General features: G+C 41.0%; 11 protein-coding genes. 10 read left to right on the forward strand and 1 reads right to left on the reverse strand.

Annotation, left to right across the window (positions count from 1 at the left end):
- The first annotated feature begins 55 nt into the window (after window positions 1-55).
- The 8 genes from C9J35_RS06590 to C9J35_RS06625 all read left to right on the forward strand — a co-directional run bounded on the left by C9J35_RS06590 (window position 56) and on the right by C9J35_RS06625 (window position 10607).
- Window positions 56-1072 carry a thiamine pyrophosphate-dependent dehydrogenase E1 component subunit alpha gene (locus C9J35_RS06590; RefSeq protein WP_107923889.1) on the forward strand — a complete coding sequence of 339 codons (1017 nt, stop codon included), beginning with the start codon at window positions 56-58 and terminating at the stop codon, window positions 1070-1072.
- A complete protein-coding gene (locus tag C9J35_RS06595) occupies window positions 1072-2055 on the forward strand; it encodes an alpha-ketoacid dehydrogenase subunit beta (RefSeq protein WP_107923890.1) in 984 nt (327 codons plus the stop codon). Before C9J35_RS06590 ends, C9J35_RS06595 begins: the two co-directional genes overlap by 1 nt.
- A 192-nt stretch (window positions 2056-2247) precedes the next feature.
- A complete protein-coding gene (locus C9J35_RS06600) occupies window positions 2248-3579 on the forward strand; it encodes a dihydrolipoamide acetyltransferase family protein (protein WP_107923891.1) in 1332 nt (443 codons plus the stop codon).
- Window positions 3580-3711: 132 nt separating this feature from the next.
- The gene (locus C9J35_RS06605) at window positions 3712-5403 is read left to right on the forward strand and encodes a methylmalonyl-CoA mutase family protein (RefSeq protein WP_369122289.1); all 1692 of its coding nucleotides are present in this window, start codon (window positions 3712-3714) and stop codon (window positions 5401-5403) included.
- Window positions 5400-7553 carry a methylmalonyl-CoA mutase gene (gene scpA, locus C9J35_RS06610; protein WP_107923892.1) on the forward strand — a complete coding sequence of 718 codons (2154 nt, stop codon included), beginning with the start codon at window positions 5400-5402 and terminating at the stop codon, window positions 7551-7553. Before C9J35_RS06605 ends, scpA begins: the two co-directional genes overlap by 4 nt.
- A complete protein-coding gene (gene meaB, locus C9J35_RS06615) occupies window positions 7553-8650 on the forward strand; it encodes a methylmalonyl Co-A mutase-associated GTPase MeaB (RefSeq protein ID WP_107923893.1) in 1098 nt (365 codons plus the stop codon). The genes scpA and meaB overlap by 1 nt, the downstream gene beginning before the upstream one ends.
- Window positions 8651-8778: 128 nt before the next feature.
- Entirely contained in the window at window positions 8779-9219 is a 441-nt protein-coding gene (locus C9J35_RS06620; RefSeq protein WP_054767492.1) for a BrxA/BrxB family bacilliredoxin, read from the forward strand.
- 410 nt (window positions 9220-9629) lie between these two features.
- Window positions 9630-10607 (forward strand): aromatic acid exporter family protein, encoded by a 978-nt coding sequence (locus tag C9J35_RS06625; protein WP_107923894.1) that lies wholly within the window; start codon window positions 9630-9632, stop codon window positions 10605-10607.
- Between the two features lie 20 nt (window positions 10608-10627).
- On the opposite strand, the gene prli42 is transcribed toward C9J35_RS06625, so the two are convergent.
- Complete coding sequence (prli42, locus tag C9J35_RS23390; RefSeq protein WP_153062525.1) at window positions 10628-10723, reverse strand: stressosome-associated protein Prli42; 96 nt, start codon at window positions 10721-10723, stop codon at window positions 10628-10630.
- A gap of 125 nt (window positions 10724-10848) precedes the next feature.
- Here prli42 and mce point away from each other — a divergent pair, with 125 nt between their 5' ends.
- Together mce and C9J35_RS06635 are read left to right on the forward strand one after the other, a co-directional pair.
- Window positions 10849-11262, forward strand: a complete 414-nt coding sequence (gene mce, locus C9J35_RS06630) for a methylmalonyl-CoA epimerase (RefSeq protein ID WP_054767493.1) — start codon at window positions 10849-10851, stop codon at window positions 11260-11262.
- Window positions 11263-11267: 5 nt separating this feature from the next.
- Window positions 11268-12815 (forward strand): acyl-CoA carboxylase subunit beta, encoded by a 1548-nt coding sequence (locus tag C9J35_RS06635; protein ID WP_107923895.1) that lies wholly within the window; start codon window positions 11268-11270, stop codon window positions 12813-12815.
- The last annotated feature ends 120 nt before the right edge of the window (window positions 12816-12935 follow it).

Here is a 12935-nt window from a genome sequence, read left to right on the forward strand (position 1 = left end):
GCTACGTGGGGATTAAAGCGCTATAGCACTTTTTTAATACGAGAGGGGTGTTCGTATGCAAGATGTTCAAATCAAACATGAAGATTTAGGTCTATCAAATGAAGATGTACTTGCTATGTTCGAAACAATGTTAATGGCTAGAAGACTAGATGAACGTATGTGGTTGTTAAATCGTTCAGGTAAAATTCCGTTTGTTATCTCTTGTCAGGGACAGGAGGCAGCACAAGTTGGGGCAGCCTTTGCTCTTGATAAGGATAAAGATTATATCGCACCATATTATCGAGATATGGGTGTGGTGTTACATTTCGGAATGACACCAAAAGAGCTAATGTTGTCCGCTTTTGCCAAGGCCGAGGACCCAAATTCAGGCGGTCGCCAAATGCCTGGACATTTTGGACAAAAGAAAAATCGTATATTGACGGGATCCTCACCAGTTACAACACAAGTACCACATGCAGTAGGCATAGCGCTTGCGGGACGATTACAAAACGAGGACTTCGTTTCCTTTGTTACGTTAGGTGAAGGATCATCTAACCAAGGGGATTTCCATGAAGGGGCAAACTTCGCAGGTGTGCATAAACTGCCAGTTATTATTATGGTAGAAAATAATCAATACGCAATCTCAGTACCAGTAGAGCGCCAGTTAGGCTGTGCTAAAGTATCTGATCGAGGCATTGGCTACGGTATGCCGGGTGTGACTGTCGATGGTAAGTGTCCATTGCAAGTATATAAAGTTATTAAAGAAGCAGCAGATCGTGCACGTAGCGGTGGTGGCCCAAGTCTAATAGAAACAGTGACTTTCCGATTAACAGCGCATTCTTCTGATGATGATGATCGTCAATATCGAACAGCAGAAGATATTGCAGAAGGAAAGGCTAAAGACCCTATTGTGTTATTCGAAAAGTATTTGCAAGATGTTGGCGTGATGACAGAAACGCTTCGTTCTGAAATAGAAGAACGTGTCATGGCAGAGGTGAATGAGGCGACAGATTATGCTGAAGCAGCACCTTATGCGAAGCCTGAAGAGGCCTTGAAATACGTATATGCACCAGTGGACGGAGGTGACGTGTAATGGCAGTAATGTCTTATATTGATGCGATTACATTAGCGATGAAAGAAGAGATGGAACGCGATGAGCGAGTTTTCATTTTAGGAGAGGACGTTGGCCGCAAAGGCGGTGTTTTCAAAGCAACTACTGGTCTTTACGAGCAATTTGGTGAATATCGAGTGCTTGATACGCCGCTTGCAGAAAGTGCGATTGCAGGAGTTGGAATTGGCGCAGCAATGTATGGCATGCGCCCCATTGCTGAAATGCAATTTGCTGACTTCATCATGCCGGCTGTTAACCAAATCGTGTCAGAGGCAGCGAAAATTCGTTATCGTTCAAACAATGACTGGACTTGTCCCATTGTAGTACGTGCACCATTTGGTGGAGGGATACATGGAGCGCTTTATCATTCGCAATCAGTAGAATCACTTTTTGCGGGTACACCAGGATTGAAAATTGTTATACCATCAACACCTTATGATGCCAAGGGCTTATTAAAAGCTGCAATACGCGACGAAGATCCGGTCTTATTTTTCGAACATAAACGCGCATATCGACTGATAAAGGGTGAGGTTCCATTAGATGACTATACGCTCCCAATAGGTAAAGCGGATGTCAAGCGCGAAGGTGATGATGTTACTGTTATTACGTATGGGCTAGCTGTACATTTTGCTTTACAAGCAGCAGAAAGACTAGCGGCTGATGGCATTTCTGCGCATATTCTTGACTTACGTACGGTCTATCCACTAGATAAAGAAGCGATTATTGAAGCTGCTAGTAAAACAGGTAAAGTATTACTAGTCACTGAGGACAATAAAGAGGGAAGCATTATGAGTGAGGTTGCAGCAATAATCGCAGAGCATTGCTTATTTGATCTTGATGCGCCAATTCAACGTTTAGCAGGTCCGGACGTGCCAGCGATGCCATATGCACCAACGATGGAAAAGTTTTTCATGATTAATCCTGAAAAAGTAGAAAAAGCGATGCGACAGTTAGCTGCATTTTAAACATATTCGGTAACATTCTTACGCCGCTATAAATGGTGAGAGAAGTACTAATTTGTAGTAACTATTGAGTGGGCGTAAGGGGCGCTTGCTGGAGCAGTTAAAGCCTCCGGCGGATGTCACGAGTTTGGAATTATGGTCTATGTAATTTCGGACTTATTTTCGTCGAGGCCTAATTGATGGGAGGAATAAATGATGGCGATTCAAAATATTACAATGCCACAGCTTGGTGAAAGTGTGACAGAGGGTACGATTGAAAAGTGGCTCGTACAACCAGGCGATAAGGTAAAAAAATATGATCCATTAGCAGAAGTTGTAACCGATAAAGTAAATGCAGAAATCCCATCTTCCTTTGAAGGGGTTATTACAGAGCTACTTGCAGAGGAAGGGCAAACTTTACCTGTTGGAGCAGTTGTTTGTTCAATTGAAATAGCGGGTGACAGTGAATTACCACCACCACTTCCTGCGAAAAAATCAGCAGTAAGCACAGCGATTTTAAATGCAGGCGTTCAAAAAAAACAAGAAACGCCTAAGGCAACTACAGCTACTATTACTGCTGAAAAGCCAGTACGACAGAATAAAGGTCGCTACTCACCAGCTGTACTAAGACTTGCACAAGAGCATGATATTGCACTTGAACACGTGACTGGAACAGGTGAAGGCGGGCGAATAACAAGAAAAGACCTGCAGCAATTGATAGATGCTGGACATGTGCCGACGACACAGGCAACACCTTCTGAGCCAGTGGCTACCACTGCTGTTCCGCAGGCAACATCGGCACCAGTATCACAGGAAAAACCAGTCCTATCATCAGCTGTTCATGCAGGCGATATAGAAATACCTGTAACAAAGGTGCGCCGTGCCATCGCTAATAATATGGTGCGTAGTGCCCAAGAAGTGCCGCATGCTTGGATGATGATGGAAGTTGATGTCACAGATTTAGTTGCTTACCGAGATAGTATTAAGTCAGAGTTTAAGCAAAAAGAAGGCTTTAATATTACGTACTTTGCATTCTTTGTCAAAGCCGTTGCGCAGGCTTTAAAGGAATTCCCGATGATGAACTCCATGTGGGCAGAAGACAAAATCATTCAAAAGCATGATATTCATATTTCCATTGCAGTTGCAACAGATGATGCATTATATGTCCCTGTTATAAAACATGCAGATGAAAAATCTATTAAAGGTATTGCCAGAGATATACATGAGCTTGCTACAAAAGTTCGTGCAGGAAAACTAACGATGGATGATATTAAAGGCGGCACATTTACAGTAAATAATACAGGTGCTTTTGGTTCTGTTCAGTCTATGGGCATTATTAATTATCCGCAGGCAGCCATTTTACAAGTGGAAAGTATTGTTAAAAAACCAGTTGTCTTACCAGGTGGTATGTTTGCAGCGCGTGATATTGTGAATTTATGTTTATCTTTGGATCATCGTGTATTAGATGGATTAGTTTGTGGTAAATTCCTAAATAGAGTAAAAGAAATACTCGAAAATACAAATTTATCCTCAACGTCAGTCTACTGACGACTTGTCGGAAACCTGTTGTATAACGGTTTCCGATTTTTTTTTGCTTTTCGAGTCGCAATTTGTCATGTAGAATAACAAATAGAAACTACTAAGGGGGGAAGCTGATTAAGCGTCCGCATGTCAAACAACATGAAAAATATAGAATTTGAAAAGCCGTCCTTTTCAGAATGGCAAGATGCAGCAATCAAAGCTTTAAAAGGGAAACCATTCGAGTCTCTTTTAACGAAAACAAGTGAAGGTATTACATTAGAACCTCTTTACACACAAGAAAGTTTAGTAGCAAAACTTGGTGAAGAACTTGATAAACAAGTTGCCACAATCCGTTCCCTACAAAATAGACAAGTATTTCGTGTGGCACAACAAGTTTATGCAGACACAAGCGAAGCATTCTTTGCACAACTTGATGATAGCTTAGCTCGTGGTAATGAAATCGTAACAGTTGATAGCCGTGTAAACTTTGAATGGACAGAAGAAGTAGTGGCACAATTAGCGACTTATTTCTCAGAATATTCATTTAAAATTACCGTAAAAAGCGCAAAAGACCCTTTATTAGCAGTATTTGACAACATCGCTGCTGACAAACGTAAAGTTGTTAACGGTTTCATTGTATCTCAAAATCCAATCACTCTTGCGGACTTCCCTAATGTACGCACTTATGTGGCTGACACAATAGTTTATCACAATGAAGGTGCGAATGCTGTGCAAGAATTGGCGTATGCGCTTGCAACTGCGGCAAAATATGCAGAGCAAGAAGAAAGCTTTGAAGCATTCTCGAAGAAATTTTATGTTTCATTTGCAGTGGATACACAATTCTTTACAGAAATTGCAAAACTCCGTGCTTTTAAAGTTCTTTGGAAAGCGTTCTCATCTGCTTATGGCATAACAGAAAACGTAAAAATTCCGACTGTAGTAGAAACTTCACTTCGTAGTTTCTCTAAATTAGACGTTTATGTAAACTTACTGCGAGCTGCAAATGAAGCGCTTTCTGGACTAATTGGCGGTGCGGATGTCTTTACAGTTCACCCACATGATGCGTTAACGAAACCAACAGAACAATCTGTTCGTATTGCTCGAAACGTATCATTAGTATTAAAAGAAGAAACAAATGTCCTAAAAATAACCGATCCAGCAGGTGGTTCATACTTCATTGAATCATTAACTGCAGACTTCGTGAAAAAGGCATGGGCATTATTCCTAGAAATCGAAGCAGCTGGGGGCATGGACGCTTACACAGCATCCGGTAAATTAGCGGCAGAACTAGAAGTATCTTACCAAGCACGTCTGAAAGCAGCACAAACTCGTAAGCAATCATTAATTGGTACGAACATTTATGCGAATCCTGCAGACGATCTTGTCCATGAAACAAACCCACTATTTGCAGAAATTAAGCGTATTGCTGTACCTTTCGAGCAATTGCGTGCTGACATGACCGCCGCTAATGTGAAAACAGGTATTTTAGCTTTAGGCTCCTTGAAAAGTTCAAAACCGCGTGCTGATTTCGTATCTGGTTTCTTGAACACGATGGGTCTGGTTCCAGAAAAAAGCGAACCAGTAACAACAGTTGAGGAGGCTTTAGCTTGGTTAAATGCCACAGATGCTAAATATGTTGTTATTGCAGCAAGTGATGACCATACAAAAGCATTAGTACCAGCCATTTTGGCAGGTAAACCAGCAGATGTGATGATAGACGTTGCAGGTAAATTTAAAGACGAAGAAGAAGCTTGGTTAGCAAATGGCTTAAACGGCTTTATTTTCGCAGGACAAAACATCATTGAAAAATTAAATTCAGTGTTCGCTAGCATGAAGGAGGTCCAACGATGAGCAAGCCAAATTTTAGTGCTGTTGAAATCGAAAAAGTATTAACAGTGGAAGCACCAGCGGCGTCAGAAGAAAAATTCATGACGAACGAGGGAATTGAAATAAAAGATATCTATACAAAAGAAGATATCAAAGATGCAAAACACTTAAATGACGTGGCAGGTATTGCGCCAAACACACGTGGGCCATACCCTACTATGTATGTTGCTCGTCCTTGGACTGTACGACAATATGCAGGTTTCTCAACTGCTGAGGAATCCAATGCTTTCTACAAACGAAACCTTGCTATGGGTCAAAAAGGTCTGTCAGTGGCCTTTGACTTAGCAACACACCGTGGCTATGATTCTGACCATCCACGTGTAACTGGTGATGTTGGTAAAGCAGGGGTAGCGATTGACTCTGTAGAAGATATGAAAATTTTATTTGACCAAATTCCTTTAGATCAAATGTCGGTTTCAATGACAATGAATGGTGCTGTTTTACCAGTACTTGCATTCTATATCGTTGCAGCTGAGGAGCAAGGCGTTACACCTGATCAACTAGCTGGCACAATCCAAAACGACATTTTAAAAGAATATATGGTGCGTAACACATATATTTACCCACCAGCAATGTCGATGAAAATTATTGCAGATATTTTCGAATATACAGCGAAATTCATGCCGAAGTTTAACTCAATTTCTATTTCTGGTTATCATATTCAAGAAGCGGGTGCAACGAACGACATCGAGCTTGCCTATACACTTGCAGATGGACTTGAATATGTTCGTACAGGTCTAAAAGCTGGTATTGACATCGATGCCTTTGCACCGCGTTTATCTTTCTTCTGGGCAATTGGTATGAACTATTACATGGAAGTTGCGAAAATGCGTGCTGCTCGTCGTATTTGGGCGCAAATGATGTCAACATTCAATCCAAAAAACCCAAAAACATTAGCATTACGTACACATTCACAAACATCTGGTTGGTCCTTAACAGAACAAGATCCATTCAATAATGTGACACGTACTTTAATCGAAGCAAATGCATCTTCAATGGGTCATACACAATCATTGCATACAAACGCACTTGATGAAGCCATCGCTTTACCAACAGACTTCTCTGCGCGTATTGCACGTAATACACAGTTATTCTTACAAGAAGAAACTGCTATGACGAAAGTAATCGATCCATGGGGTGGTTCCTACTACGTTGAGAAATTAACAGATGAAATTACCCAATCTGCTTGGGCATTAATTGAAGAGATTGAAGAGCTTGGCGGCATGGCGAAAGCGATTGAAACAGGTCTTCCAAAAATGAAAGTTGAAGAAGCTGCCGCAAAACGACAAGCAAAAATCGACTCTAAATCAGAAACAATTGTGGGTGTAAATAAATATCGTTTAGACAAAGAAGAACCTATTGATATTCTCGACATCGACAATACGCTTGTACGTCAAAAGCAAATTGAGCAATTAGATGCGATGAAGGCATCTCGTGATGAGGCTGAAGTGCAAAAACATTTAGCTCGACTAACAAAAGCGGCACAAGATGGTGAAGAAAACTTACTAGCTGTAGCTGTTGACGCAGCCCGTGCACGTGCATCACTAGGTGAAATTTCAGATGCTATTGAAGTTGTATCAGGTCGCCATAAAGCGATTATCCGTTCTATCTCTGGCGTATATTCTGCAAACTTCTCTGACGAAGAGCAAATTACTGAAGTGAAAAATATGACAGATGAATTCCTTGAAAATGAAGGACGCCGTCCACGTATTTTAGTCGCAAAAATGGGCCAAGATGGCCATGACCGAGGTGCGAAAGTTATTGCTACAGGCTATGCTGACCTAGGGTTTGATGTAGATATTTCACCGTTATTCATGACACCAGAGGAAACTGCACAGATGGCAGTTGAAAATGATGTGCATTGTATCGGCGTATCCTCTTTAGCAGCTGGTCATAAAACATTGGTACCAGCGCTGGTTGCTGAATTAACAAAGTTAGGGCGCGAAGACATTATTATTATTGTTGGAGGTGTTATTCCAGCACAAGATTATGATTTCCTTTATGAAGCTGGCGCAGTTGCAATCTTTGGACCAGGTACAGTTATTCCTGTTTCAGCAATTAAAATTATCGAGGAAATCTATAAACGTTTAGGTTACGAGGAAGTGTCTAAATAATGGACAAAAACAAAGGGACGCAGGAAAGTGCACTATTTGTCATGGGTGGCGTAGAGGCATCTCACGACGGTATGCAATACGGTGTACCGAAAAAATTCCGAAAGAAAAAAGTAGACAAAATTGATATACAGGAGCTTGCGCGTGAAGTACGTGCAGGCTCTCGTACGCAATTGTCGAAGGCCATTACGCTTATTGAAAGCTCGAACACAGCCCATAAAGTGCAGGCACAAGAGTTATTACAAGAGCTTCTTGCGCATACAGGAAATAGTGTCAGAATTGGTATTACAGGCGTACCTGGTGCAGGAAAGAGTTCATTCATTGAAGCTTTCGGAACAATGCTTTGTGAGATGGGGAAAAAGGTAGCGGTCCTTGCAATAGACCCGAGTTCTTCTTTATCGGGTGGTAGTATTCTAGGCGATAAAACACGTATGGAAGAGCTTGTGAAAAAGCCAAATGCGTTTGTACGTCCATCACCGTCTGCTGGTACCCTTGGGGGTGTTCATAAAAAGACGCGTGAGACGATGCTTGTCTGTGAGGCAGCAGGCTATGATGTCATTTTAATTGAGACGGTTGGTGTTGGGCAAAGTGAAACGTATGTCCGAGGTATGGTTGATTTCTTCTTACTGTTAGTATTGACGGGCGCAGGAGATGAGCTGCAAGGCATGAAAAAGGGCATTATGGAATTAGCTGATGCCATTGTTGTGCATAAGGCCGATGGCGATAATGTACGTCTAGCGAAAAAAACTGTATCTGAGTACAAGCAAATTTTGCATTTCCTGCAGCCAGCAACACCGGGTTGGATGTCTACAGCGATGCCTGTTAGTTCGTGGGAAAAACGAGGGCTCGACAAAGTTTGGGATACAATAGGCGAATTTAGAGAGACTGTTGAAGCCAATAATTACTGGTCCATAAGGCGTCAAAATCAGACAAAAGAATGGTTCCAGTCAATGATTACTGACCATTTAATTGATACATTTTATGGGGATCCGGAACGTAAAGCCCAGGTACAACTTTTTGAGCGTCAAATTCTCAATGGACAACTGACAGTCACACAAGGTGTAGATCGTTTGTTTAGCGATGAGCAGGCACAGAAATAATGTACGCTTTTATATGAGCATGTAGGTGCACAAAATCGTCACTTACTGCTATGATAGGAGATGTATTAGCGTTTTAATATCTAAAGTATCGCTTTAGATGGCGCGAACTTGAAAGGAGCTATCGCTTTATGAATATGGATTACGATTTATTTATGCAAGAAATTTTAAAAACAGCACGTGCTGAAATTGAGGCAGCAGGTTATGAGCAGTTACGCACACCAGAAGCTGTTGAAGAGGCGTTTGCGCGTCCAGGCACAACATTAGTTATGGTGAACTCAGTTTGTGGATGTGCAGGAGGTATTGCACGTCCAGCAGCAACACAATGCGTGCATTACGATAAACGTCCAGACCATCTTGTAACTGTTTTTGCGGGGCAAGATAAAGATGCAACAGCGGCAGCTCGTTACCACTTTGGTGAAGATCACTTACCATCATCTCCATCATTTGTTCTGCTAAAAGATGGACAAGTAGTAGCAGAAGTTGGGCGCTATGAAATTGAAGGTCATGACCCAATGTCAGTTGTGACAAATTTGCAAGCAAATTTTGAAGAATACTGCGAAGAACTATAAGATTCATACGACTATGACTAGAGTGTTTCGAGCACTTTAGTCATATTCCTTTTTCGAATTTTTGTAATATTGGCTATTTTTGTAGATGAACACTTGAACAATTTCTCCGCTATTAATGGATGACTTTGTTATGCTTCCTTATTGTTACTAAGTTGATAGGAGTGCCTACAACTTGAGCCTTGAAAATGAGCTGTGGAGGAAGACTCTTATATGAAACAGAGTAGCAAAAAAGCCTAAAAGCGCCCATTTCAGTAGCAACACTCGCATGAACATCCATCTATTAGTACCGCAATGTGTAGGGGATTTAACAAGGAAGTAAGTCTACTCAGATACAGCATCAACGATTACAATTCACAGTAGCTAATGAATAAAAATTTGTTAAGAACTTTGCAGGATGGGAGGCAGTCGACTTGAAAAAGTTTTCAATCGGCTATCGTACATTAAAAACAGCAATTGGTGCATCCATTGCCATTGCCATTGCCCAGTATTTCGATTTAGCTTCTTATGCGTCAGCAGGTATTTTAACGATACTATGTGTGCAACCGACAAAGAAAAAATCTCTTCACGCTGCCTATACACGCTTCATCGCAAGTATGGTCGGCATGCTCTATGCATTTGTGAGTTTTGAACTATTTACGTATCATCCACTGACGTTAGCAGGCATGCTTGTGCTGTTTATACCAACAATTGTGTCATTAAAGGTAGCAGATGGCTTTGTCTCTAGTGCGGTTATTATTATGCATATCTACGCAGCTGAGGGCTTTTCATTATCACTTGTTTATAATGAGTTGGCATTAATGGCGATTGGTTATGGAACAGGGATTGCGATTAATATGTATATGCCAGATATTCAAAAAGAATTAAATTATTATCGGGTGAAAATCGAGGAACTTTACAGTAAGATTTTTTTAGAAATTGCCGTGTATTTAAGAGAAGGCGATACTTTATGGGGCGGACAGGAATTAATTGAAGCTATCAAAGTATTGAATAGTGCTAAGTCATTAGCGTTTAAAGATGTTGAAAACCATTTTACGAGACGAGAAAATGATTATTATGTGTATTTTGATATGCGTGAACAACAGTTAGAAATAATTGAGCGAGTGTTACCAAAAGTGACGGCACTTCCTGTTATAGTACAAGAGGCTTCAATCGTGGCAGACTTTTTGCAGGACTTAGGAGAGCATGTTCATTCAGGGAATACGGCAGTCCATTTTAGGGAGAAATTAGAGCGCGTGAAACGAGATTTTTCACAATTACCATTGCCCATAAACCATGCTGAATTTTTAGCGCAAGCGGCTCTCTATCAATTTATCGAAGAAATGGACCGTTATTTAGAAATAAAGCAATCATTTAAAGGATTGAAGGCAAAGAAAGAGCGCCCACAGTAGTGTGGACGCCTATCATTCCTTTAGACTAGCATTGATAAACCGAATGCAAGAGATGAAATTAGCATGATTACTATCATGGCATAAATAACGATTTTCTGAAATTTTTTATTACTCATATGCTCGTTCGCTCCTTCTTTTCTTATAAATAGTTTAGCAAATCTGAAAAATTTCTCAAGTAGTAGAGTTTTGACAAAAAAGTCTGTAAAATAGATTATGTACCATAACAGAAGGAGATGTCACCATGGAGAAAGTAGATCATATTGGGATTGCGGTGCGTGATCTTGATGAACGCATTACATATTATACAGAAACTTTAAGATTAAAGTTACTAAAAGTGGAAGAAGTTGAATCTCAACAGGTACGCGTTGCATTCATCGACGCTGGCAACGTAAAAATTGAGTTATTAGAACCAATGAGTGAGAAAAGCGCTATTCACGGATTCATCGAAAAACGTGGGGAAGGTATTCACCATGTTGCATTCGGTGTAACAGGGATTCGTGAGCGTATGGCAGAACTTCGTGAAAAAGGCGTACGTCTTTTATCTGATGAGCCTGGCCCAGGTGCTGGTGGTGCAGAGGTTGCGTTCATGCATCCTAAATCATCTTTCGGTGTGTTGTATGAATTATGCGATAAAAGTGGAAAAGGGGATAAGTGATCAGTATGGATATGTTCGACAAAATTAATGACTTGTATGATCGTAAGACGGTAATTGAACTTGGTGGTGGCTATGAGCGCATCGAGAAGCAACATGAAAAAGGCAAATTAACGGCTCGTGAACGTATTGAATTATTACTAGACGAAGGTACTTTTTTCGAGATTAACCCATTCATTACACACCGTACTGTAGACTTCGGTATGGACAAAATGGAAGGCCCTGGGGACGGTGTAGTAACTGGTTTCGGTAAAATTAACGGACGTCCTGTATACTTGTTCTCTCAAGATTTCACTGTATTCGGTGGCGCACTTGGTGAAATGCACGCGAAGAAAATGGCGACAGTAATGGATCTTGCTGCGAAGAATGGTACACCATTCATTGGTATCAACGATTCAGGTGGCGCACGTATTCAAGAGGGTGTTCTTTCCCTTGATGGTTACGGTCATATTTTCTACCGTAATGCAATCTACTCTGGTGTAATTCCACAAATCTCTGTCATTATGGGTCCATGTGCGGGTGGTGCTGTATATTCTCCAGCAATCACAGACTTTATCCTAATGGTAGATAAAACATCTCAAATGTTCATTACTGGACCAAAAGTAATCGAAACGGTAACAGGAGAAAAAATTTCTGCTGAAGACCTTGGTGGTTCAAAAGTTAATAATGCAATTAGTGGAAATGCTCACTTCCGTGCTCCTTCAGAAGAGGCAGCTGTTGATCAAATTAAACAATTATTAAGCTATTTACCGCAAAACAATAAAGAGAAAGCACCTCGTCAAGCGAAGCCAGAGGGTGACGACTACCGTCCAGAAATCGTCGATACTGTGCCGATTGAAACAACTCGACCATACGATGTGCGTAAAGTAGTAGCACAAGTAGTGGACGAAGGTTCCTTCATGGAAGTTCACGCAGAATTTGCGAAAAACGTTGTAGTTGGTTTTGCACGTATCGCAGGTGAATCGGTAGGTCTTGTATGTAACCAACCAAAAGTATTAGCTGGTGGTCTTGATATCGACTCTTCAGACAAAGCAGCACGTTTCATCCGTACTTGTGACGCATACAATGTACCAATCATTACATTTGAAGACGTTTCTGGTTTCTTCCCAGGCGTTAAACAAGAACATGGTGGTATCATCCGTCATGGTGCAAAAATCCTGTATGCATACTCAGAAGCAACTGTACCGAAAATTACAGTTATCCTGCGTAAAGCATACGGTGGTGCGTATGTTGCACTTAACTCTAAATCTATCGGCGCTGACCTTGTATTCTCTTGGCCAAACGCTGAAATCGCTGTTATGGGTGCTGCAGGTGCAGCAAATATTATCTTCGCGCGTGAAATTGCAAAATCTGATGATCCAGAAGCAACACGTGCAGCAAAAATCGAAGAATACAAAGAAAAATTTGCAAACCCTTATGTTGCAGCATCTCGCGGTATGGTAGACGATGTTATCGATCCTCGTGATACGCGTATTAAGCTCATCCAAGGTTTAGATATGCTATCCAATAAACAAGAAACACGTCCAGAGAAAAAACACGGTAATATTCCGCTATAAGTTGGACGGACGAGCCCAGTAACCATTTGTTACTGGGTTTTTCTTGTGTAGACAGCAAAAGAATCACCCGAAATAACAGATTATTGAAACATTTTTTATGTTCATTCGTACAACTATATA

The organism is Lysinibacillus parviboronicapiens, from assembly GCF_003049575.1.
In the GTDB taxonomy this organism is placed as follows: domain Bacteria; phylum Bacillota; class Bacilli; order Bacillales_A; family Planococcaceae; genus Lysinibacillus; species Lysinibacillus parviboronicapiens.